The organism is Kitasatospora sp. NPDC096204, assembly GCF_044763205.1.
Lineage (GTDB): Bacteria > Actinomycetota > Actinomycetes > Streptomycetales > Streptomycetaceae > Kitasatospora.
Window position 1 is genome coordinate 11,922 of record NZ_JBIWFT010000025.1, and the last position, 26,383, is coordinate 38,304.

Sequence of the window (26,383 nt, forward strand, 5' to 3'; positions counted from 1 at the left end):
ACCGGTCGGCTCCCTGGAACCGGCCGCCCCCACACGGCACAAGGGAGTCGGAACCGATGGACCAGCCGCCCGCCGCCGGACAAGCCCCCGACCAGGCGCCGGACGTCCCCGTCGCGGTGATCGGCCTGGCCTGCCGGCTCCCCGGGGCGTCCTCCCCCGAGGCGTACTGGCGGCTGCTGAGCGAGGGCCGCAGCGCCGTCGGCCCGACCCCGCCCGAGCGCTGGGACGCCGAGGCCTGGTACGGCGACGGCGACCTCGACGCCCCCGGGCGGGCGGACCTGCGGCACGGCGGCTTCCTGGACTGGCCCACCGTCACCGGCTTCGACGCGGAGTTCTTCGGCATCGGCCCGCGCGAGGCCGCCGCGACGGACCCGCAGCAGCGCCTGATGCTGGAACTCGGCTGGGAGGCGCTGGAGAACGCCCGGCTGCTGCCCGAGCGGCTGGCCGGCAGCGCGACCGGCGTCTTCGTCGGCGCGATCTGGGACGACTACGCGGCCCTGCTGCACCGCGACGGCGCCGGCGCCACCACCCGGCACTGGGCGGCGGGCCTGCAGCGCGGGGTGATCGCCAACCGGCTCTCCCACGCCCTGCGACTGGCCGGGCCGAGCCTGGTGGTGGACACCGCCCAGTCCTCCTCCCTGGTCGCCGTGCACCTGGCCTGCGAGAGCCTGCGCCGCGGCGAGAGCACGCTCGCCCTGGCCGGCGGGGTGAACCTGGACCTCGCGGTGGAGAACGCGGTCACCGCCGCCAAGCTCGGCGGCCTCTCCCCGGACGGCCGCTGCTTCACCTTCGACGCCCGCGCCAACGGCTACGTCCGCGGCGAGGGCGGCGGCCTGGTCGTGCTCCAGCGCCTCGACGACGCGCTCGCCCAGGGCTCGCCCGTCCTGTGCGTGATCCGGGGCAGCGCGGTGAACAACGACGGCGGCGGCTCCGGCAGCCTGACCGCGCCCGACGCGCGGGCCCAGGAGGCCGTGATCCGGCGGGCCTACCGCCGCTCCGGCATCGACCCGGCCGACGTCCAGTACGTGGAGCTGCACGGCACCGGCACCCGGGCGGGCGACCCGGTGGAGGCGGCCGCCCTGGGCGCCGTCGTGGGCCGCGCGCGCCGGGCGGCCCCCGACGGCGGGGCCCGCGGCCCGCTGCGGGTGGGGTCGGTCAAGACCAACCTCGGCCACCTCGAGGGCGCGGCCGGCATCGCCGGCTTCCTCAAGGTCGCCCTGAGCATCCGGCACGGACTCGTCCCGCCGAGCCTCAACTACCGCACGCCCAACCCGGACATCCCGCTGGACGAGCTGAACCTCGCGGTGCACACCGAGCTGTCGCCCTGGCCGCGGCAGGGCGGCCGACACGTCGCCGGGGTCAGCTCGTTCGGGCTCGGCGGCACCAACTGCCACGTGGTGGTGACCGGCCCGCCGGACGCCCTGACCGGAGGGGCCGACCAGCCGGACACCCGGACGGCCGGGTCCGACCGACCGCCGGCCGGACCCGCCGCCGTACCGTGGCCGCTGTCCGCCCGCGGCGGCGCCGCGCTGCGCGCCCAGGCCGCCCGCCTCGCCGACTTCCTGACGGAGCATCAGGACATCGAGCCGGCCGAGGTCGGCCTCGCCCTGGCCACCACCCGCTCGGTGTTCGAGCACCGCGCGGTGGTGGTCGGCACCGACCGCGCGGAGCTGCTCGCCGGTCTCACCGCCCTGGCCGAGGACCGGCCCGCCCGCAACACCGTGGCGCCCACCGCCCCGGCCGTGCACGGCCGCACCGTGCTGGTCTTCCCCGGCCAGGGCTCCCAGTGGGCGGCCATGGGAAGGGAGTTGCTCGCGGACAGCGAGGTCTTCGCCGAGCGGATCGCCGCCTGCGAGGAGGCGCTCGCCGAGTTCGTCGACTGGTCGCTCAGCGCGGTGCTGCGCGGCGAGCCCGGGGCGCCGTCACTGGAGCGGGTGGACGTCGTACAGCCCGCCCTGTGGGCGGTCATGGTCTCGCTCGCCGCGGTGTGGCGGGCCCACGGCGTGACGCCGGACGCCGTGGTCGGCCACTCGCAGGGCGAGATCGCCGCCGCCCACGTCGCCGGGGTGCTGTCGCTGCGGGACGCGGCCAAGGTCGTCGCCCTGCGGGCGCAGGCGCTCACCCGGCTCGCCGGGACCGGCGCGATGGCCTCCGTGCCGCTGCCCGTCGCCGAGGTCGCCGAGCGGATCGCGCCCTGGCGCGACCGGGTCTCGGTGGCCGCCGTCAACGGCCCCTCCGCCACCGTGCTCGCCGGCGACGGCGCCGTCCTCGACCAGCTGCTCGCCGCCTACCAGGCGGAGGACGTCCGGGCCCGGCGGATCGACGTCGACTACGCCTCGCACTCCCCCCGCGTCGAGGCCGTCCGGGACGACCTGCTCGCCGCGCTCGCCGACATCACCCCGCTCCCGGCCGCCGCGGACATCGCCTTCTACTCGACCGTCACGGCCGGCCCGGTCGCCGACACCACCGCGCTGGACGCCGACTACTGGTACCGGAACCTGCGCGGCACCGTCTGGTTCGAGGAGACCGTCCGCGCCCTGCTCGCCGACGGGCACCGCCTGTTCGTGGAGTCCAGCCCGCACCCCGTCCTCGCCGTCGGCGTCCAGGAGGCCGCCGAGGCGTGGACCACCCCGCAGGACCCGGCCGCCGTCGTCGGCACGCTCCGGCGTGAGGACGGCGGCCTGACCAGGCTGCTCGGCTCGCTCGCCCAGGCCCAGGTCGCCGGCGCCGCCGTGGACTGGACGCCGTTCTTCGGCGCCGCCCGGCCGGTCGAGCTGCCCACCTACGCCTTCCAGCGCACGCCGTACTGGCTTCCCGGGACCGCCGCTCCCGCCCCGTCGGCAACCGCCCCCGCCGCCGAGGCCCCCCGCCCCGGGGGCGCCCCGGCCGACCGGTCCGGGACGGCGCGGCCGCTGGCCGACCGGCTGGCCGCACTGCCGGAGTCCGAGCGGGAGGCCCCGCTGCTCGCCCTGGTGCGGGAGCAGGCCGCGGCCGTCCTCGGCCACGAGTCCGGCGGCTCGGTCGACCCGGTCCGGGCCTTCAAGGAGTCGGGCTTCGACTCGATCGCCGCCGTCGAACTGCGCAACCGGCTGAACGCGGCGACCGGGCTGCGGCTGCCGACCACCGCCGTCTTCGCCCACCCCACCCCCCGGGCGCTGGCCGCCCACCTGCTGACCGGGCTGCTCGGCACCCCCGCCGCCGGGCCGTCCGAGCCCGTCGCCCCGCCCGCCGCCGACACCGACGACCCGGTGGTGATCGTCGGCATGGCCTGCCGCTTCCCCGGCGGGGCGAACGCCCCGGAGGAACTGTGGCGGCTGGTCGCCGACGGACGGGACGCCGTCAGCGGCTTCCCCGACAACCGGGGCTGGGACCTCGACGCGCTCCACCATCCCGACCCGGGGCACTCCGGCACCTCCTACACCCGGCACGGCGGCTTCCTGTACGACGCCGACCGCTTCGACGCCGGGTTCTTCGGCCTGTCCCCGCGCGAGGCCCTGGCCACCGACCCGCAGCAGCGGCTGCTGCTGGAGGTCGCCTGGGAGGCCTTCGAGCGGGCCGGGATCGACCCGGCGCCGCTGCGCGGCAGCCGGACCGGCGTCTTCACCGGGCTGATGGCCTCCGACTACGGGCCGCGCCTCCACGAGGGCGAGGACGGCACCGACGGCTACCTGCTCACCGGCAGCGCGGGCAGTGTGGCCTCCGGCCGGCTCGCCTACGTGCTCGGGCTGGAGGGCCCGGCCGTCAGCGTCGACACCGCGTGTTCGTCCTCGCTGGTGGCGCTGCACCTGGCCGCCCAGTCGCTGCGCTCGGGCGAGAGCGACCTCGCCCTCGCCGGCGGCGTGACGGTGATGTCCACACCGGGCACCTTCGTCGAGTTCTCGCGCCAGCGCGGGCTGTCCGAGGACGGGCGCTGCAAGCCGTTCGCCGCGGCGGCGGACGGCACCGGCTGGGGCGAGGGCGCCGGCGTCCTGCTGCTGGAACGCCTCTCCGACGCACGGCGCAACGGGCACCGGGTGCTGGCCGTGGTGCGTGGCAGCGCCGTCAACCAGGACGGCGCCAGCAACGGCCTCACCGCCCCCAACGGCCCCGCCCAGGAACGCGTCCTGCGCCAGGCCCTCACCAACGCCGGACTCACCACCACCGACATCGACGCCATCGAAGCCCACGGCACCGGCACCACCCTCGGCGACCCGATCGAGGCCGAAGCCATCCACGCCGTCTACGGCCCCCACCGCACCCCCCGACAGCCGCTCCACCTCGGCTCCGTCAAGTCCAACCTCGGCCACACCCAGGCCGCCGCCGGCGTCGCCGGCGTCATCAAGATGGTCATGGCCATGCGCCACGGCACCCTGCCCCGCACCCTCCACATCGACCAACCCACCCCCCACGTCGACTGGTCCTCCGGCACCGTCGCCCTCCTCACCGAGAACACCCCCTGGCCCGCCGCCGGCCACCCCCGCCGAGCCGGCGTCTCCTCCTTCGGCATCAGCGGCACCAACGCCCACGTCATCCTGGAGGAGCCGGACGAGGCGCGGAACGAGGAGCCGGTCGAGAGGCCGGTCGAGGCGCCGTCCGCCGTACCGGCGCCCGCCGACGGCCCGCTGCCGCTGGTGCTGTCCGCGAAGACCCCCGAGGCACTGCGTGAGCAGGCCCTGCGGCTCACCCGGCACCTGAACGCCGACCCCGAGGCCCACCCGGCCGACGTGGCGTACACCCTGGCCACCACCCGCTCCGCCTTCGAGCACCGCGCGGTGGTCCTCGGTGCCGACCGGGCGGAGCTGCTCGCCGGGCTCGCCGCCGTGGCCGCGGGCCGCACCGGCGTGACGGCCCCCACCGAGGGCACCGCCGGCCTCGTGGCGGCCGCCGCCGAGGACTTCGTCCAGGGGCTGGCCGTGGACTGGGCGGTGCTGTTCGCGGACTCCGGCGCCCGGGTGGTCGAGCTGCCCACCTACCCGTTCCGCCGGGACCGGTACTGGTGGCAGCCCGCCGCACGCCCGGACTCCGGCGCCGCCCCCGACGAGGCGGAGCAGCGGTTCTGGGCCGCGGTGGAGCAGGGCGACGCCGAGGCCGTCGCCACCGAGCTCGACCTCGGTTCCGCGCCGGACGCCCCCGCCGCCGAGGCGCTGTCCGCGGCGCTGCCGGTGCTGTCCCGCTGGCACGGGCGCCGACGCGCGCGGGCCGCGCTGGACGCCCTGCGCTACCGGGTCCGCTGGCACCGGGCCGCCCCGGCCGCGGACGCCACCCCCGGCGGACGCTGGCTGCTGGCCGTCCCGGCGGGAGCCGGGCGGAGCGGTCCGTGGACGGAGGCGGCCGTACGGGCGCTGACCGTCCGGGGCGCCGAGGTCCGGCAGGTCGCCGTCGACCCGGCCGCGGACCGGACCGGCGTCGCCGAGCGGCTGCGCGCCGCACTGGACGGGTTCCGCCCGACCGGAGTGCTGTCCCTGCTCGCCCTGGCCGAAGGATCGCCGGCCGACCACCCGTCCGTACCCGCCGGTCTGGCCGCCTCGCTCGCGCTGACCCAGGCCCTCGGCGAGCTGGAGCAGGCCGCCCCGGTCTGGTACGCCACCAGCGGCGCCGTGGGCACCGGGGACGGGGACCGGGTGCGCGACCCGGAGCAGGCCCAACTGTGGGGCCTGGGGCGGATCGTCGCCCTGGAGCACCCCGAGCGCTGGGGCGGCCTGGTCGACCTGCCCGCCGAGGCCGACGACGCGTCCGCGGCCCACCTGGCCGAGCTGCTGACCGGCGACGGCGTGGAGGACCAGCTCGCGGTCCGGCCGCTCGGGGTGTTCACCCGCCGCCTCGAACGCTCCCCCGCCCCGCCGCACGCCCACCGCACCTGGCGCACCCGGGGCACCGCCCTGGTCACCGGCGGCACCGGGGCGCTCGGCGCGCTGGTCGCCCGGCGGCTGGCGCGGGCCGGCGCCGAACACCTGCTGCTGGTCAGCCGCCGCGGCGAACAGGCTCCCGGCGCCGAGGAGTTGCGGGCCGAACTGGTCGCGCTCGGTGCCCGCGTCACGTTCGCCGCCTGCGACGCGGCCGACCGGGACGCGCTCGCCGCCGTCCTCGCCGCGCTGCCGGACGACCTCCCGCTGACCACCGTGGTGCACGCCGCCGGACAGCTCGACGACGCCCTGATCGACGCCCTCACCCCCGAACGGCTGGACCGGGCGCTGCGCGCCAAGGCCACCGCCGCGCGGAACCTGGACGAGCTGACCCGGGGCGCCGACCTGTCCGCCTTCGTGCTCTTCTCCTCCGTGGCCGCCACCTGGGGCCTGCCCGGGCAGGGCGGCTACGCCCCCGGCAACGCCTTCCTCGACGCCCTCGCGGAGCACCGCCGCGCCCAGGGCCTGCCGGCCACCTCCATCGCCTGGGGGCCGTGGGCCGGTGCCGGGATGGCGACCGGCACCGCCGTCGCGGACCAGCTCCACCGCCTCGGCCTGCCCGGTCTCGCCCCCGAGCAGGGCCTCGCCGCGCTGGAGGGGGCGCTCGCCGCCGACGACGACTGCGTGACCGTGGCCCGGGTCGACTGGGACGCCCTCGTCCCCGCCGTCACGCTCACCCGTCCGCGCCCGCTGTTCGACACCGTCCCCGAGGCCCGCTCGGCGGCCGCCGGTTCGCCCGCCCCCGGCCCGGACGGCGAGGGGCCGGCCCGCCGGCTGGCCGGACTCGATCCGCTGCGGCGCGCGGAGGCGGTGTCGGAGGTCGTGCGCGGGGCCGTCGCGACCGTCCTCGGCTACGCCTCCGCCGAGCAGGTCAGGGAGCACCGGGTCTTCTCCGAGCTGGGGCTCACCTCGCTGACGGCCGTGGAACTGCGCAACCGGCTGAACGCCGCGACCGGACTGCGGCTGTCCCCCACCCTGGTGTACGACCACCCCACCCCGCGCGCGGTGGCCGAGGTCGTCCTCGCCGAACTCACCGGCGACGACGCCCGGCCGGCCCCCGCCCCCGCGGCGCGGGCCGCCGAGGACGACGAGCCGATCGCGATCGTCGGCATGGCCTGCCGCTACCCCGGCGGCGTGACCTCCCCCGACGGCCTGTGGGACCTCGTCCTCTCCGGCACCGACGCGATCGGCGACCTGCCCGACGACCGCGGCTGGGACGTCGGGCGGCTGTTCCACCCGGAGCCTGGACGGCCCGGCACCTCGTACAGCCGGCACGGCGGATTCCTCTACGACGCGGGCGAGTTCGACGCCGCGTTCTTCGGGATCAGCCCGCGCGAGGCACTCGCGATGGACCCGCAGCAGCGGCTGCTGCTGGAGACCGGCTGGGAGGCCGTCGAACGGGCCGGCATCGACCCGGCCACCCTGCGCGGCAGCGACACCGGGGTCTACGTCGGCGCCTCCAACGGCGAGTACGGCCCGCGTCTGGCGGAGCCGGCCGGCACCGCCGACGGCTACGTGCTGACCGGCAGCGCCGCGAGCGTGGTCTCCGGCCGGCTCGCCTACGCGCTGGGGCTGGAGGGCCCGGCCGTCAGCATCGACACCGCCTGCTCCACCTCCCTGGTGGCGCTGCACCTGGCCGCCCGGTCGCTGCGCTCGGGCGAGTGCTCGCTGGCGCTGGCCGGCGGGGTGACGGTGATGTCGAGCCCCGGCGTCTTCGTCGAGTTCTCCCGCCAGCGCGGGCTCGCCCCCGACGGCCGCTGCAAGCCCTTCGCCGCCTCGGCGGACGGCACCGGCTGGGGCGAGGGCGCCGGCGTCCTGGTCCTGGAGCGGCTCTCCGACGCCCGCGCCAACGGCCACCCCGTCCTCGCCGTGGTCCGCGGCAGCGCCGTCAACCAGGACGGTGCCAGCAACGGCCTCACCGCCCCCAACGGCCCCGCCCAGGAACGGGTGATCCGCCAGGCCCTCGCCAACGCCGGACTCACCCCCGCCGACGTCGACGCCATCGAGGCGCACGGCACCGGCACCACCCTCGGCGACCCGATCGAGGCCCGGGCCCTGCTGGCGACCTACGGGCGGCACCGCCCGGCGGACCGCCCGGTCCGGCTCGGTTCGGTGAAGTCCAACATCGGCCACCCGCAGGCCGCCGCCGGCGTCGCCGGGGTGATCAAGATGGTCATGGCGATGCGCCACGGCGTCCTGCCCCGCACCCTCCACGTGGACGAGCCGACCCCGCACGTCGACTGGTCCGCCGGCACGGTGACGCTGCTCACCGAGAACACCCCCTGGACCACCGGCGACGACCCGCGCCGGGCCGCCGTCTCCTCCTTCGGCATCAGCGGCACCAACGCCCACGTCATCCTGGAACAGCCCCGGCCCGAACCCGAACCCGCCCCGGCGGCCGCCGGCCGCCCCGAGGTCCTCCCGTGGGTGCTCTCCGGGCGGACGCCCGGCGCGCTGCGGGCCCGGGCCGAGCAGCTGCTCGCCCTGGCCGCCGGGCAGCCCGCACCCGACCCGGCGGCCGTGGCCCGCGCCCTGGCCACCACCCGGTCGGCCTTCGAGCACCGCGCCGTCGTGGTCGGCCGGGACCGCGAGGAGCTGCTCGCCGGGCTCGCCGCCGTCGCGGCCGGCAGCGAGGGCGTGGTGGCCCCCGGCGGGCAGGTCCCGGCCGCCGCCGAGGACTTCGCCCAGGGGCTCGACGTGGACTGGACGGCCGTCCTCGGCGCCGCCGACCGCCCCGCGGTCGAGCTGCCCACCTACCCCTTCCAGCGCACCCGGTACTGGCTGGACGCCCCCGCCGCCCCGGCCGGGGTCGCGTCGCACGCGACCGGTCAGCGGCCGGTGGACCATCCGCTGCTGTCCTCGGTGCTGCACCTCGCGGGAACCGACGAGTACGTCCTCACCGGCCGGCTGGCCGAGGGCGCACAGCCCTGGCTCGGGGACCACCGGGTGGCCGGCGCCGTCCTGCTGCCCGGCACCGCCTTCGTCGAACTCGCGCTCCGCGCCGGCGAGCAGGTCGGCTGCGCGTCGGTCGACGAACTCGGCCTCACCGCGCCGCTGCTGCCCCCGCCGGCCGGCGGCGTCGCCCTCCAGGTGGCGGTGGGCGCGGCCGACGAAGCGGGCCGCCGGAGCATCCGGATCTTCTCCCGCGCCGAACACGCCGGCGCGGGCCTGCCGTGGACGCGGCACGCCGCGGGGCTGCTCGCCCCGCATCCCGAGCGGCCCGCCGACCGGGCCGAGGAGTGGCCGCCGCCCGGCGCCACGGCGATCGACACCGCCGACCTGTACGAGCGACTGGCCGGCCGGGGCTACGGCTACGGCCCGGCGTTCCGGAACCTGGTCCGGGCCTGGCGCAGCGGCGAGGACGTCCTCGCCGAGGTGGCCCTGACCGGCGCCGAACAGGCCGAGGCCGAGCGGTACACGGTGCACCCGGCCCTGTTCGACGCGGCCCTGCACACCATCGGCCTGGTCGCGGACGCCGAGGCTCCGGCCGTGCTGCCGTTCGCCTGGCAACAGGTGTCGGCGCCGATCCGCGGCGCGGCCGCCCTGCGGGTGCGCCTCAGCCTCGCCGGGCCGGGCGAGGCCACGCTCACCGCCCACGACGCGGACGGGCGCCCGGTGGCCTCCGTCGGGGCCGTCGTGCTGCGCCCGGCACCGGCGGACCTGACGGCCGGGCGGCCGGAGGCCGGGGAGAGCGGGCTCTACCGGCTCGACTGGCCCGCCGCACCCGCCCCGGTGGCACCGGCCCCGACCGGACGGCCGGCGGTGCTCGGCGCGGACGACCTGCTGCCGGGTGAGCCGGCGCCGCGCTGGGCCGACCTCACCGCGCTGCGCGCCGCGCTCGACGCCGGCGAGCCGGTGCCGGACCTGGTGTTCACCGCCGTCCGCCCGGCGGACGCCGCCGACCCGGACTCCACCGCCGACCGGGCCCTGGCGACGACGGCGCGGGCGCTGGCCCTGGTCCAGGAGTGGCTGGCCGAGGAGCGGTTGGCCCCGGCACGGCTGGTCCTGGTGACCCGCTCCGCCGTGGCCGTGGCCGGCGGCGAGACGCCCGACCCCGCCGAGGCCGCCGTCTGGGGGCTGCTGCGCTCCGCGCAGACCGAGCACCCCGGTCGCCTGGTCCTCGCCGACCTCGACGACACCCCCGCCTCCGCCCGCGCGCTGTCGCTCGCGGCGGCCGGCGAGGAGCCCCAACTGGCCCTGCGCGCGGGCACCGTACGGCTGCCCCGGCTGGCCCGGGTGGACGTCCCCGCGCTGCGGTCGCCGCGTCCGCTCGACCCGGACGCCACGGTGCTGATCACCGGCGGGACCGGGCTGCTCGGCCGGCTCGTCGCCCGCCACCTGGTCTCCGAGCACGGCGCGCGGCACCTGCTGTTGGCCAGTCGCAGCGGTGAACAGTCCCCCGGTGTGCGGGAGTTGGCGGCCGAGCTGGCCGAGCTGGGGGCCCGGGCCACGGTGGCCGGCTGCGACCTCGCCGACCGCGCGCAGGTGGCGGCCCTGCTGGCGGGCGTACCCGCCGAGCACCCGCTGACGGCCGTGGTGCACGCCGCCGGAGTCCTGGACGACGGCGCGATCGGCTCGCTGACCGCCGAGCGGCTGGCGGGCGTCCTGCGCCCGAAGGCCCATGCCGCCTTCCACCTGCACGAGTTGACGCAGGGCCTGGACCTCTCGGCCTTCGTGCTGTTCTCCTCGGCCGCCGGGCTGCTCGGCTCGGCCGGCCAGGGCAACTACGCCGCCGCCAACGCCTTCCTGGACGCCCTCGCCGTCCACCGCCGGGGCCTCGGCCTGCCCGCGACCTCGCTGGCCTGGGGGCTGTGGGCGGAGCGCAGCGGGCTGACCGCCGGACTCGACGAGGCCGACCTGTCCCGCCTCGCCCGGGTGGGCGTACGGCCGTTGAGCACCGCGCACGGGCTGGCCCTGCTGGACGCCGCGCTGGCCGCCGACGAGCCGTTCCTCGCACCGGCGCGCCTCGACCCCGCCGCCCCGGCGGCAGGCGCCGGGGGCGCTCCCGGAACGGCCCCGCTCGCGCCGCTGCTGCGCGCCCTGGTCCGTCCGGAGCCGGTCCACCGCCCCGCCCCGGCGCCCGCCCCGGTGCCCGCCCCGGCGCCCGCCCCGGTGCCCGCCCCGACGGCCGGGCTGTCCGCCCGGGTGCGCACCCTGGACGAGACGGAGCGGCTGCGCGAACTGGCCGCCGCGGTACGGGCCGAGGCCGCGGCCGTCCTCGGGCTCGACGCCCTGGACGAGTCCCAGGACGGCCGGGCCTTCGCCCAGCTGGGCATGGACTCCCTGACCGCGCTCGAACTGCGCAACCGGCTGGGCGCGCTGACCGGTCTGACGCTCCCCGCCGGGCTGGTCTTCGACCGCCCCACCCCGCAGGAGCTGGCGGGCTACCTGGCGTCCCGGCTGCTGGGCGCCGAGGAGGCCGCGCCGGTCCCGGCGCGCGCGGCGGCGCCCACCGCCGAGGAGCCGATCGCGATCGTCGCGATGGCCTGCCGCTACCCCGGGGGCGTCACCACCCCCGAGGCCCTGTGGGCGCTGGTCGCGAACGGCGTCAACGCCGTCGGCGAGCTGCCCGGGGACCGCGGCTGGGACCTCGCCGGGCTGTACGACCCGGACCCGGGCAAGCCGGGCAAGAGCTACGCGCGCCACGGGGCGTTCCTGCGCGACGCCACCGCGTTCGACGCCGCGTTCTTCGGGATCAACCCGCGCGAGGCGCTCGCCATGGACCCGCAGCAGCGGCTGCTGCTGGAGACCGGCTGGGAGGCCGTCGAACGGGCCGGCATCGACCCGACCGGCCTGCGCGGCAGCCGGACCGGCGTCTTCGCGGGCGTGATGTACCACGACTACGGCTCGTGGGCGCGCCGGGTGCCCGCGGAGGTCGAGGGCTACCTCGGCTCCGGGACGGCCGGCAGTGTGGCCTCCGGCCGGGTGGCGTACGCGCTGGGGCTGGAGGGCCCGGCCGTCTCCGTCGACACCGCCTGCTCGTCCTCGCTGGTGGCGCTGCACCTGGCCGCCCAGTCGCTGCGCTCGGGCGAGAGCGACCTCGCCCTCGCCGGCGGGGTGACGGTGATGTCGACGCCCACGCCGTTCGTCGAGTTCTCCCGCCAGCGCGGGCTTGCCCCCGACGGGCGGTGCAAGCCGTTCGCCGCGGCGGCGGACGGCACCGGCTGGGGCGAGGGCGCCGGCGTCCTGCTGCTGGAACGCCTCTCCGACGCACGGCGCAACGGGCACCCCGTCCTCGCCCTGCTGCGCGGCAGCGCCGTCAACCAGGACGGCGCCAGCAACGGCCTCACCGCCCCCAACGGCCCCGCCCAGGAACGCGTCCTGCGCCAGGCCCTCACCAACGCCGGCCTCACCACCACCGACATCGACGCCATCGAGGCCCACGGCACCGGCACCACCCTCGGCGACCCGATCGAGGCCGAAGCCATCCACGCCGTCTACGGCCCCCACCGCACCCCCCGACAGCCGCTCCACCTCGGCTCCGTCAAGTCCAACCTCGGCCACACCCAGGCCGCCGCCGGCGTCGCCGGCGTCATCAAGATGGTCATGGCCATGCGCCACGGCACCCTGCCCCGCACCCTCCACATCGACCGACCCACCCCCCACGTCGACTGGTCCTCCGGCACCGTCGCCCTCCTCACCGAGAACACCCCCTGGCCCGCCGCCGGCCACCCCCGCCGAGCCGGCGTCTCCTCCTTCGGCATCAGCGGCACCAACGCCCACGTCATCCTGGAACAGGCCCCGGTGGAGCGGGCCGCGGCCCGGGCCGCCACGCCGCCGCGCCGCACCGACGGCGCGGCCGTGCCGTGGCTGCTGTCCGCCCGCAGCGCCGAGGGGCTGCGCGCCCAGGCCGTCCGGCTGCGCGAACGCCTCGACGAACGGCCGGACCTGCGCCCGATCGACCTCGGCTACTCGCTGGCCACCGGACGGACGGCCTTCGAGCACCGGGCCGCGCTGGTGTCCACGACCCGTACGGACTTCCTGGAGCGACTGGACGAACTGATCGCCGGCCCGGTGCCGCCCGGGCGGCCCACCGGCGGGCGGCTGGCCTTCCTGTTCGCCGGCCAGGGCAGCCAGCGGCTCGGCATGGGCCGCGGCCTCCACATGCGTCACCCGGTGTTCGCCGCGGCCTTCGACGAGGTCTGCGCCGAGCTGGACCGGCACCTGCCGCGCCCGCTGCGGGAGGTGCTCGACGCCGCGCCGGACTCCGAGGCGGCCGGGCTGCTGGACCGTACCGAGTACACCCAGCCCGCCCTGTTCGCGGTCGAGGTGGCGCTGTTCCGGCTGCTGGAGTCCTGGGGCGTACGGCCGGACGTGCTGGCCGGCCACTCCGTGGGGGAACTCGCCGCCGTACACGTCGCCGGAGTGCTGGACCTGGCCGACGCGGCCACGCTGGTGACCGCCCGGGCGCGGCTGATGCAGGCCCTTCCGCCGGGCGGGGCGATGGTGGCGGTGGCCGCCGCCGAGGCCGAGGTGTCGCCGCTGCTGACCGAGGGCGCGGCCCTCGCCGCCGTCAACGGGCCGTCCGCCGTGGTCCTCTCCGGCCGGACGGACGCGGTGCTGGCGATCGCCGAGCAGCTGGGCGGGCGCGGCCGGCGGACCACGAGGCTGCGGGTCAGCCACGCCTTCCACTCCCCCGCCATGGACCCGATGCTGGACGAACTCCGCGCGGTCGCCGCTTCACTGACGTATCGTCAGGCCGGGATCCCGATCGTCTCCACGGTGACCGGGCGCCCGGCTACGGCGCAGGAGCTCGGCTCGCCGGACTACTGGGCCGAGCAGGTCCGCCGGCCCGTCCGGTTCCACGACGCCGTACGGCAGCTGACCGAGGACGGCGTGACCACCCTGCTGGACGTCGGCCCGGACGGCTCGCTCGCCACCCTCGCCGCCGGTGACGAGGCCGGCCGGACGGTCGCCGCACTGCGCCGCGACCGGCCCGAACCGGACGCGCTGGCCGACGCGCTGGGCCGACTGCACGTACGCGGCACGGCCGTCGACTGGGCGGCGTACTTCGCCGGCTCCGGCGCGCGGCGGGTCGACCTGCCGACGTACGCCTTCCAGCCGGAGCACTACTGGCTGCCCGCCTCGCCCGACCCGGACCCGGACGGCCCCGGCCCGGCGAGCGCCGGCCTCGACACCTCCGGCCACCCGCTGCTCGGCGCGTTCGTCGAACTGCCCGACAGCGACGAGCTGCTGTGCACCGGACGGCTCTCCCGCGCCACCCACCCCTGGCTGGCCGACCACGCCGTACGCGGCGAGGTCCTGCTGCCCGGCGCCGCCTTCGTGGAACTCGCGCTGGAGGCGGGCGCCCACCTGGGCTGCGACCGACTGGCCGAACTCACCCTGCGCAGCCCGCTGGTGCTGCCCGAACGGGACCAGGACGGCGTGCGACTGCGCATCCGGATCGCCGAGCCCACCGCCGACGGGCGCCGCCCGCTGTCGGTGTACGCCCGCCCCGACCGGGCCGCCCGGGGCGCGCACTGGACCCTGCACGCCACCGGCGTCCTGGCCGAGGGGACACCCCCCGGAGCGTCCCTGGCCGAGTGGCCGCCGCCCGGCGCCGTCCCCGTCGAGGTCGACGGCCTGTACGAGCGGATGGCAGCCACCGGGGTGGGGTACGGCCCGGCCTTCCGGGGTCTGGGCGCGGCCTGGATCCACGACGGCCGGGTCCTCGCCGAGGTGGCGCTGCCCGAGCGGGCCGGCGCCGGGGCCGGCCGGTACGGCCTGCACCCCGCCCTGCTCGACGCCGCCCTGCACGCCGCCGCCCTCCTCGGCCCGGACGCGGACGCGGACGCGCCCGCCGCCGTACCGCGGCTGCCGTTCACCTGGTCCGAGGTGGCGCTGCACGCCACCGGCGCGGACCGGCTGCGGGTGCGGATCACCGTCGACGGCGACACCCTGGCGCTCGACCTCGCGGACGCCACCGGGGCGCCCGTCGCGACCGTCGGCTCGCTGCTGCTGCGCCCCGCCGGCCCCGGCGCCGCCGCCGACCGCCCGCTGTACGAGCTGCGCTGGCGCCCCGCGCCCGCCGACCCGGTGCCCGCCGAGGAGAGCTGGGCCGCGATCGGCCCGGACGCCCCGGCCGGGCCTCCCGGCACCAGGACCGTCCGGTACGCCGACGTCGACGCGCTGTTCGCCGCCGTCGAGCACGGCACCCCGGCGCCGGACGCGGTGTCCGTCCGGGCGGCCGCCGGCACCGGCGGCAGCGTTCCGGAGCGCACCCGGACGGCGGTCAACCACACCACCGCCCTGCTCCGCTGCTGGACCTCCGACCAGCGCCTGGACGCCACCCGGCTGGTCCTGGCGACCCGCGACGCGGTGGCCGCCACGCCCGAGGACCCGGCGGTCGATCCGGCCGCGGCCGCGGTGTGGGGCCTGGTGCGGTCCGTCCAGAGCGAGCACCCCGGCCGGGTCGTGCTGGTCGACACCCGCCTCGGCGCCGACGCGGCGCTGCCCGCGGCCGTCGGCTCCGGCGAGCCCCAGTTCGCGGTGCGCGCCGGCGCCGCCCTGGTGCCCCGGCTCACCGCGGCGCCCGGCCCGTCCGGCCCGCCCGCCGCGCCGGTGTTCGGGCCCGAGGGCACCGTGCTGGTCACCGGCGGCACCGGCGGCCTGGGCGCGCTGCTCGCCCGGCACCTGGTCACCGGGCACGGCGTCCGCTCCCTGCTGCTGGTCGGCCGGCGCGGCCCGGACACGCCCGGAGCCGACCGGCTGGCCGCCGAACTCGGCGAACTGGGCGCCCAGGTGCGGATCGCCGCCTGCGACGTGTCCGACCGCACCGCCCTCGCGCGGCTCCTCGACACCCTGCCCGCCGACCGGCCGCTCGCCGCCGTGGTGCACTGCGCCGGGGCGCTCGACGACGGCGTGCTCGAATCGCTCACGCCCGGGAGCCTCGACCGGGTGCTGCGCCCCAAGGCCGACGCGGCCTGGCACCTGCACGAGCTGACCAGGGAGCTGAAGCCCGCCGCGTTCGTGCTGTACTCCTCCGTCGCCGGCACGCTCGGTTCCGCCGGGCAGGGCAACTACGCGGCCGCCAACGCCTTCCTGGACGGCCTCGCCGAGCACCGCCGCGCCCTCGGACTGCCCGCCACCGCGCTCGCCTGGGGCTGGTGGGGTGGCGGGGCGGGCATGGCCGGCGCCTTCGACGAGGCCGACCGGGCCCGGCTGGCAAGGGCGGGCATCGCCGCCCTGGAACCGCCGGAGGCACTGGCCCTGTTCGACGCCGCGCTCGGCCTGGGCGCGGCGGCGCTCGCCCCGGTCCGGCTCGACCCCGCCGTGCTGCGGGCCCGCGCCGACCAGGGCGTGCTCTCCCCGGTCCTGAAGGAGCTGGCCGCCGGCGGCGCCCGCCCGGTCCACCACCGCCGCGCCGCCGCCCGCCCGGCGCCCGCCCCCGCGTGGCGGGAGCGGCTGCGGGACACGGCAGCGGGGCAGCGCGAGCACCTGCTGGGCGACCTGGTGCGCCGTGAGGTCGCCAAGGTCCTCGGCGGGCCCTCGCACGCCGCCGTGGCGGCCCACGACCGGCTGCTCGACCTGGGCTTCGACTCCCTCACGGCGGTGGAACTGCGCAACCGGATCGGCGAGTTGTGCGGCCTCCAGCTGCCGACCACGCTGGTCTTCGACCATCCCACCCCCGCACGCCTGGCCGCCCACCTGCTGGAGCGGCTCGACGACGGTCCGGCCGGGACCGCGGCCCCCGCTGCCCCGGCAGCCGAACAGGCGGCGGAACACCCGGCGGCGCCCGACCCCGCCCTCGCCGGTCTCGGCCGGGACGAACTGCTCGCCTTCATCGACGAGAACCTCAGAAGGCCCTGACCACCGCCCACGACCACCCCCGGGCCGGCACGCCCGACCCGTTTCCCGCGACATGACGACGAGTGAGGTTCCGATGGCCGACGACGAGAAGGACGAGAAGCTCGTCGACTACCTCCGATGGATGGCCGGCGACCTGCAGCAGACCCGCCGGCGCCTGGACGAGATCGAGGAGGCGGCCCACGAGCCGATCGCCGTCGTGGCGATGAGCTGCAGACTGCCGGGCGGCGTCCACTCGCCCGAGGAGCTGTGGCGGCTGGTGGCCGACGGCACCGACGCCGTCTCCGGCTTCCCCACCGACCGGGGCTGGGACCTCGACGCGCTCTACCACCCGGACCCGGACCACGCCGGTACCTCCACCACCCGGCACGGCGGATTCGTCGACGGCTACGCCGACTTCGACCCCGCCTTCTTCGGGATCAGCCCGCGCGAGGCCCTGGCCATGGACCCGCAGCAGCGCCTGCTGCTGGAGGTCGCCTGGGAGGCCTTCGAGCGGGCCGGGCTGCCCGCCGAGCGGCTGCGCGGCAGCCGGACCGGCGTCTTCGCCGGGGTGATGTACAACGACTACGGCAGCCGCGTGCGCCGGCCGGACGAGGACACCGAGGGGTACCTCGGCACCGGCAGCGCGGGCAGCGTCGCCTCCGGCCGGATCGCGTACACCTTCGGCCTGGAGGGCCCGGCGGTGACCGTCGACACCGCCTGCTCCTCCTCCCTGGTCGCCCTGCACCTGGCCGCCCAGGCGCTGCGCCAGGGCGACTGCGACCTCGCCCTGGCCGGCGGGGTGTCGCTGATGGCGACGCCGGCCACCTTCGTCGGCTTCAGCCGCCAGCGCGGCCTGGCACCGGACGGCCGCTGCAAGGCCTTCGGCGCGGACGCGGACGGTACCGGCTGGTCGGAGGGCGCCGCGCTGCTGCTGCTCGAACGGCTGTCCGTCGCCCGTGCCAACGGCCACCCCGTGCTCGCCCTGGTCCGCGGCAGCGCCGTCAACCAGGACGGCGCCAGCGGCGCGCTGACCGCGCCCAACGGGCCCGCCCAGCAGCGCGTCATCCGCCAGGCGCTGGACAACGCCCGGCTGCGGCCCGCCCAGATCGACGTCATCGAGGCGCACGGCACCGGCACCACCCTCGGCGACCCGATCGAGGCCCAGGCGCTGCAGGAGGTGTTCCGGGAGGGCCGGGCCGCCGACCGGCCGCTCTGGCTGGGCTCGCTCAAGTCCAACCTCGGCCACACCCAGGCCGCGGCGGGCGTCGCCGGGGTGATCAAGACGGTGATGGCGATGCGCCACGGCGTCCTGCCGCGCACCCTGCACGCCGACCGGCCGTCGCCGCACGTGGACTGGTCCGACGGCCCGCTGGAACTGCTCACCGAGGCCCGCCCGTGGACGGACACCGGCGAGCCGCGCCGGGCGGGCGTCTCCGCCTTCGGCATCAGCGGCACCAACGCGCACGTGCTGCTCGAACAGGCCCCGGACGTCCCGGCCGAGGAGGCCGACTCCGAGCGGCCGCCCGCACCGGCCGCCGAACCCTCCGGCCTCCCGCCGCTGTGGCTGCTGTCCGCCCGGAGCGCCGAGGCCCTGCCCGCCCAGGCCGAGCGGCTGGCCGCCCACCTGCGCGCCGAGCCGGGGCTGGACCCCGGCAGCGTCGGCTGGTCGCTGCTGCGCACCCGGACGGCCTTCCCCCACCGGGCCGCCGTGACCGGCCGGGACCGCGCCGAACTCCTCGCCGGACTGGACGCGTTGGCGACCGGCACGGCCCCGGGCGCGCCCGCCGCCAGGGTCGCCCGGTCGCTCGCCGGCTCCGGCCGGGCCGCCCTGGTCTTCCCCGGCGCCGGCAGCCAGTGGGCCGGCATGGCCGCCGAACTGCTCGACTCCTCCCCCGTGTTCGCCCGCCGCCTGGCGGAGTGCGCCGAGGCGCTTCGCCCGCACGTGGACTGGTCGCTGACCGACGTCCTGCGCGGCGCACCGGGCGCGCCGCGGCCGGAGCGCACCGACGTCGCCCAACCCGCGCTCTGGGCGGTGACGGTGTCGCTGGCCGCGCTCTGGGAGTCCTGCGGCGTCGAGGTGTCCGGGGTGCTGGGCCACTCCCAGGGCGAGATCGCGGCCGCCGCCGTCAGCGGCGCGCTGTCGCTGCCGGACGCGGCCCGGGTGGTGGCGCTGCGCGCCCGGGCCCTGGTGTCGCTCGGCCGGCTCGACGGCGGGATGCTCGCGGTGTCCGCCACGCCCGACCGGATCCGCGAGCAACTCGCCGAATGGCGGGGCGCGTTGACCGTCGCGGCGGTCAACGGCCCGCGCTCGGTGGTGGTCGCGGGACCGAACCGGGCGGTCGAGGAGCTGCGGGCACGCTGCGAGGCGGAGGGCGTCTGGGCCCGGCGGATCCCGTTGGACTACGCCTCGCACACCCCCCAGGTGGAGTCCGTCCGGGAGGAACTGACCTCCCTGCTCGGTACAGTGACGGCACGTCAGCCAAGGATCCCGATGTACTCGCCGGCCACCGGCGGGCTGCTCGAACCGTACGCCCAGGACGCCGGGTTCTGGTACCGCAGCCTGCGGCAGCCGGTGGAGTTCGAGCGGGCCACCCGCGCCATGCTGGCGGACGGCTTCGACCTGTTCATCGAGTGCGGTCCGCACCCCGTGCTCACCCAGGCTCTGCAGGAGACCGTCGAGGAGGCCGGCACCGAGGCCGTCGTCGTCGGCTCGCTGCACCGCGACCACGGAAACCCGGACCGGTTCGCCGACGCGGTCGCCGAGGCGGTCGCGGGCGGCGCCCGGCTGGACGCCGACCGCTACTTCGGCCCGGCCCGGAGCGTCGGCCTGCCCACCTACGCCTTCCGGCGCAGCCGCTACTGGCTGGCCGCCGACGAGCCCACCCCGGCCGCCGAGCCCACCCCGGCCGCCGAGCCGTCCGGTGCCCCGGCGCCCGGCGGGCCCGGGACGGCCTGGCGGCTCGCCGTCACCGAGCCCGGCGACCTCGCCACCCTCGCCCCGGTGCCGTCCCCCGAGGCGGACCGCCCGCTCGGACCGGGCGAGGTCAGGGTCGCCGTCCGCGCCGTCGGCCTGCACTTCGGGGACGTCCTGGTCGGCCTCGGCCTGGCCCTGCACGGCGACACCGGCGGCGGGCTGGGACTGGAGGCGGCGGGCGTGGTCCTGGAGGTCGGCGCCGAGGTCGGCGGGCTCGCCCCGGGCGACCGGGTGATGGGCCTGTTCCCGGACGGAGCGGCCGGCCCGGTCGCGGTCACCGACCACCGGCTGTCCTGCGCCCTCCCGGCCGGCTGGACCTTCGAGCAGGGCGCCGCCGCGCCGCTCGCCCACCTGACCGCGCACCACGCCCTGGTCGGTCTCGCCGGGCTCCGGTCCGGCGAGACCGTCCTGGTGCACGCCGCGAGCGGCGGCGCCGGGCTGGCCGCCGTCCACCTGGCCCGCCACCTGGGGGCGAACGTCCTCGCCACCGACCTTCCCGAGCACCGGGAGGCGCTGCTGGCGCTGGGCCTGCCCCAGGAGCTCCTGGCCTCGTCGGCCGATCCCGGCTTCGCGCCGGAGCTGCTCGCCGCCACCGGCGGACGCGGCGCCGACGTCGTGCTGAACTGCCTCGCCGGGGAGTCCACCGACGCCTCGCTGCGGCTGCTGCCGCACGGCGGCCGCTTCGTGGAGACCGGACGCACCGACCGGCGCGACGCCGGGCGGGTCGCCGCCGACCACCCGGGCGTGCGGTACCTGGTCGCCGACCTCGCGGACGCCGGTCCGGACCGCCTGCGGGCCGTCCTCGGCGAGCTGGCCGCGCTGTTCGCGGACGGCACGCTGCCCCCGCCGGCCGTCCCCGCCTGGGACGTCCGGCGCGCCGCCGAGGCGTTCGAACACCTGGGCCGGGCCCGGCACGCGGGCCAGGCGGTGCTGACGCTGCGGTCCTCCACGCGGCCCGACCGCCCCGGCCCCGCCCCGGCCCCCGGGACCGCGCTGGGGGCCCTGGAACCGGCCGCCCGCCGGGAGTTCCTGCTCGACCTCGTCCGCACCGAGATCGCCGCCGTGCTCGGCCACGCCGACGCCCGGGCGATCGGCACCGACCAGCGCTTCCAGGAGCTCGGGCTCGACTCGCTCACCGCCGTCCAGCTGCGCAACCGGCTCGGCGCGGCGACCGGCCTGCGGCTCACCGCGACCCTGGTGTTCGACCACCCCACCCCCCGGGCCGTCGTCGACCACGTCCTCGCCCTCACCGGCGCACGGGACGACGAGGACGCCGACACCCCGCGCAGGCCAGCCGACGACCCCGCCGAACCGCTCGCGATCGTCGCGATGGCCTGCCGCTTCCCCGGCGACGTCCGCTCCCCGGAACAGCTCTGGGAGGTCCTGGACACCGGGGCGGACGTCATCGGCGACTTCCCCACCGACCGCGGCTGGGACTTCACCGGCCTCTACCACCCCGACCCCGACCGGCCCGGCACCACCTACGCCCGCCAGGGCGGCTTCATCGACACCGTCGCCGACTTCGACGCGGCCTTCTTCGGGATCTCCCCGCGCGAGGCCCTCGCCATGGACCCGCAGCAGCGCCTGCTCCTTGAGACCTCCTGGGAGGCGTTCGAACGCGGCGGCATCGACCCGGTGGCGACGGCCGCCGAAGGCCCGGTCGGCGTCTTCGTCGGCACCAACGGCCAGGACTACCCCCGGGTGCTGGCCACCGGCAAGGACGACCTGGAGGGGTACATCGGGACGGGCAACACCGCCAGCGTGCTGTCCGGCCGGCTGGCGTACGCCTTCGGGTTCGGCGGGCCGGCGGTCACCGTCGACACCGCCTGCTCGTCCTCCCTGGTGGCACTGCACTGGGCCGGCCAGGCCCTGCGGCGCGGCGACTGCGACCTGGCGCTGGTGGGCGGCGTCACCCTGATGACCAGTCCGCTGCTGTTCACCGAGTTCAACCGGCAGCGGGTGCTCTCGCCGAGCGGCCGGTGCCGCTCCTTCTCCGCCGACGCGGACGGCACCAGCTGGAGCGAGGGCGTGGCCGTCCTGGTGGTGGAGCGGTTGTCCGACGCCCGGCGCAAGGGCCACCGGGTGCTCGCCGTGGTGCGCGGCTCCGCCATCAACTCCGACGGCGCCAGCAACGGCCTCACCGCGCCCAACGGCCCGGCCCAGGAGCGGGTGATCCGCCGCGCCCTCGCCGACGCCGGGCTGACCCCCGACGACGTGGACGCGGTGGAGGCGCACGGCACCGGCACCCGGCTCGGCGACCCGATCGAGGCCCAGGCGCTGCTCGCCACGTACGGCGCGCGGCGGGCCGCCGACCGGCCGCTGCTGCTGGGCTCGCTGAAGTCCAACCTCGGCCACACCCAGGCCGCTTCGGGCCTCGCGGGCATCATCAAGCTGGTCGAGGCGCTGCGGCACGAGCGGCTGCCGAAGACCCTGCACCTGACCGAGCCGACCCCGCACGTCGACTGGTCGAGCGGGGCGGTGCGGCTGCTCGACGAGGCCCGGGCGTGGCCGCGCACCGGGCGCCCCCGGCGCGGCGGGGTGTCCTCCTTCGGGATCAGCGGCACCAACGCGCACGTCGTCATCGAGGAGCCGCCGGCCGTCGAGCCGCAGACCCCGCCCGCCGCCCCGGACGACCGGGTGGTGCCCTGGACGCTGTCCGCCCGGAGCCCCGAGGCGCTGCGCGGCCAGGCGCTGCGGCTGGCCGAGCACCTGGCGGCCCACCCGGACGCCCGGCCGCTGGACGTGGCCTGGTCGCTCGCCACCACCCGCGCCGCCCTGCGTCACCGCGCCGTCGTCCTGGCCGAGGACGGTCCGCGGGCGCTGGCCGCGCTCACCGCGCTGCACGAGGGCCGGGACGCCGCCGGGGTGGTGCACGGGCAGGCCGGGGAGGGGCGCCGGACGGCGTTCCTGTTCTCCGGGCAGGGCAGCCAGGCCGCCGGCATGGGGCGCGAACTGCACCGCGGGTACCCGGTCTTCGCCGACGCCTTCGACGCCGCGTGCGCCGCCCTCGAACCGCACCTGGACGCCGGGGCCGAGCGCCCGCTGCGCGAGGTCGTCCTCGCCGGGCCCGGGGACGCGCGGGCCGAGGAGCTGATCGACCGGACGGAGTACGCCCAGCCGGCACTGTTCGCCTTCGAGGTGGCGCTGTTCCGGCTGCTGGAGTCCTGGGGCGTCGTCCCGGACCTGCTGGCCGGGCACTCGGTCGGGGAGCTCGCGGCCGCGCACGTGGCGGGCGTCCTCTCGCTCGCCGACGCGGCCGAACTGGTCGCCGCGCGGGGCCGGTTGATGCAGGCGCTGCCGGACGGCGGCGCGATGGCCGCGGTCGAGGCGGCGCCGGCCGAACTCGCCGACCTGCTCGCCGGCCGGGCGGGCGCGGTCGCGGTCGCGGCGGTCAACGGTCCGCGGGCGAGCGTCCTGTCCGGCGAGCGCGCGGCGGTGGCCGAGGTGGTCGACGAGCTGCGCGGACGCGGGCGCCGGGTGTCCTGGCTGCGGGTCAGCCACGCCTTCCACTCCCCGCTGATGGACCCGATGCTCGCCGGGTTCGAGCGGGTCGCGCGGAAGCTGACGTACCACGCCCCGCGCATCGCGCTGGTCTCCGCCCTCACCGGGCGACCGGTGACCGCCGAGGAACCGGCCGCGGCCGAGCACTGGGTCCGCCACGTCCGGGACGCGGTGCTCTTCCACGACGCCGTACGCGGCCTGGCCGGGGCGGGCGCCGAACTGTTCGTCGAGGTGGGGCCGCAGGGCGCGCTCAGCTCGATGGCCGCCGACAGCCTGGCCGGGCAGGGCGTCGTCGTCGCGGCGCAGCGCCGCAACCGGCCGCCGGAGGCCGCGCTGCTGCTCGCCGCCGCCGAACTGCACGTCCAGGGCGTCCCGGTGGACTGGCGGGCGGTGTTCGCCGGGCGCGGAGCGCGCGCCGTGGAGCTGCCCACCTACGCCTTCCAGCGCAGCCGCTACTGGCCGCAGCGCGGCTTCGCCTCCCGGCGCGGTCCGGGCGGCGGCGGGCACCCGGTGCTCGACGCCCTGGTGCCGCTGGGCGACAGCGACCGCCTGGTGGGCACCGGCCGGCTCTCCCCGGAGAGCGCGCCCTGGCTCGCCGAGCACCGGCTGTTCGACGCCACCGTCGTGCCCGGCACCCTGTACGTCGAGCTGGCCGCGCAGGCCGCCGAGGCCGCGGGCTGCGCCCAGGTGCGGGAGCTGACCCTGCACGCGCCGCTCGTCCTCGGGCCGGAGGAGGAGGCCGAACTCCAGCTGCTGGTCGAGGAGTCCGACCCCTCCGACAGCGCCGGCGGCCGCGCCCTGCGGCTCTACGCGCGCCCGCACGACACCACCGGCGCGGCGTCGTGGACCCTGCACGCGAGCGGCGTCCTGGCCGCCGACGACCCGGCCCCGGCGGGCCACGACCTGCGCGTCTGGCCGCCCGCCGGAGCCGAGCCCGTCCCGGTGGACGGCCTCTACCAGGCCTTCGCCGCCCAGGGGGTGGCGTACGGCCCGCTGTTCCGGGGCGTGCGCGCCGCCTGGCGCGACGGCGACACGCTGTTCGCCGAGGCGGCGCTGCCGGACGGCGCCGACCCGCAGGCCTTCGCCCTGCACCCCGCGCTGTGGGACGCCGCCCAGCACCCGGCCGCGATGGACGGCCTGGGCTCCGACGCGGGGGCGGCGGTGCCGTTCTCCTGGTCGGGCGTGCGGGTGCACTCCACCGGCGCCGGCCGGCTGCGGGTGCGGATCGCGCCGGCCGGGCCTGGGGCCGTCACCATGGCGATCGCCGACGACCGGGGCGAGCCGGTGGTGGACGTCGAACGGCTGGCCGCCCGGCGGGCGGACGCGCGGGACCTCGACGCCCGACAGGCCGAGGCGGCGGGGGCGCTGTACCGGATCGACTGGGTGCCGGGCGAATCCGGCGCGGCGGAGCCGGTCACGCTCCGCTGGCTCGGTGACGGCCCCGCGCCGGCGCCGCTCGCCGCGCTCCCCGTCACCGGGGACGCCGAGGTCACCCTCGTCCCGGTCACGGCCGACGCGGCCGCCGGCCCGGCCGCCACCCTGGCGGCGGTGGAGCGGGCGCTCGCCGTGGTCCGCTCCTGGCTGGCCGACGGCGGTTCCGCCCGGGGCCGGCTGGCCCTGCTCACCCGGAACGCCGCCGACTGCGTCCCGGCCGGGGCGCCGGCCGCACCGCCGCGGCCCGTCGATCCCGCGCAGTCCGCCGTCTGGGGTCTGGCCCGCGCCGCCCAGGCGGAGTACCCCGACCGGATCGTGCTGGCGGACCTCGACGGCGAGGACGCCTCCTGGCACGCCCTGCCCGCCGCCCTCGCCGGCGGCGAGTCCCAACTGGCCCTGCGGGACGGCACCTTGCTGCTTCCCCGGCTCGCCAGGACGGACGCCCACAGCGAGCCCGCCGGGCTGGATCCGGAGGGCACCGTGCTGATCACCGGCGGCACCGGCTCACTCGGCGCGCTCCTCGCCCGCCACCTGGTCACCACCCACGGCGTGCGCCACCTCCTGCTCACCAGCCGCAGCGGCCCCACCGCCCCCGGCGCCGAACAACTCGCCACCGACCTACGCGCCACCGGCGCCCACGTCACCATCACCGCCTGCGACACCGCCGACCGCGAAGCCCTCACCACCCTCCTCGACACCATCCCCACCGACCACCCCCTCACCGCCGTCATCCACGCCGCCGGCGTCCTCGACGACGCCACCCTCACCACCCTCACCCCCCGACACCTCCACCACACCCTCCGCCCCAAGGCCGACGGCGCCTGGCACCTCCACCAACTCACCAGGCACCACGACCTCACCGCCTTCGTCCTCTTCTCCTCCGCATCGGGGGTCCTCGGCTCCGCCGGACAGGGCGCCTACGCCGCCGCCAACGGCTTCCTGGACGGCCTCGCCCAGCACCGGGCCGCCACCGGACTGCCCGCCGTCTCCCTCGCCTGGGGACTGTGGGACCAGACCGACGACGGCATGGCGGGCGGCCTGACCGAGGCCGAACGCGCCCGCATCGTCCGCTCCGGGTTCGGGGCGATCGCCTCCGCCACCGGACTGGCACTGTTCGACGCCGCCCTCGGCCGGCCCGAACCCCTGCTCGTCCCGGCCCGGTTCGACCTGCCGCTGCTCCGGACCCGCGGCGGTGACCCGGACTTCCCGCCGGTCCTGCGCGGCCTGGTGCGCCCCACCCGCGCCCGGACCGCCCCCTCCGGCACCCCCGCCCGGCAGGACGCCGCCTCGCTCGCCGAGCGGCTGCTCCCGCTGGACGACGCCGAGCGGGAGAGCCTGCTGCTCGACCTCGTGCTCACCCAGACCGCGACGGTGCTCGGCCACAGCTCACCCCGCGCCGTCGCCCCGGACCGGCCGTTCACCGAGTCCGGGCTGGACTCGCTCGCCGCCGTGGAGATCCGCGGCCGGCTCGACGCCGCGACCGGCGTGCGCCTGCCCGCCACCGCGGTCTTCGACCATCCGACGCCCGCCGGGCTCGCCGCGCACCTCAGGGACGTCCTCGTCCCCGCCGCACCGAGCCCCGCCGACGCCGCCCTCGCGGACCTCGACCGGCTGCGCGAGTCCGTCCCGGACCTCGCCGGGGACCCGGAGAACGCCGAGCAGGTCCGGTTGCGGCTCAAGGCCCTGCTCACGGCCCTGGAGCAGGCCGCCGCCGACCGGGACGCCACCGAACCCGGCGGGGACCCGGACGGCGACGGGGACGACCTCGACGCCGCCGGCATCGACGAACTGCTCGCCATCATCG

The 26,383-nt window shown here is 78.0% G+C and carries 1 protein-coding gene and 1 pseudogene; both read left to right on the forward strand.

The features are described from left to right. The first annotated feature begins 56 nt into the window (after positions 1–56). Entirely contained in the window at positions 57–16,691 is a 16,635-nt protein-coding gene (locus tag ACIQ87_RS25390) for an SDR family NAD(P)-dependent oxidoreductase (RefSeq protein WP_402410375.1), read from the forward strand. A 124-nt stretch (positions 16,692–16,815) separates the two neighbouring features. After that, positions 16,816–26,142, forward strand: a pseudogene (locus ACIQ87_RS25395) (type I polyketide synthase); the annotation flags it as partial. Between the last annotated feature and the right edge of the window lie 241 nt (positions 26,143–26,383).

Excerpts from the sequence above, each read along its gene's own strand:
- ACIQ87_RS25390 (WP_402410375.1), top strand. The coding sequence starts at position 57 with ATGGACCAGCCGCCCGCCGCCGGACAAGCCCCCGACCAGGCGCCGGAC.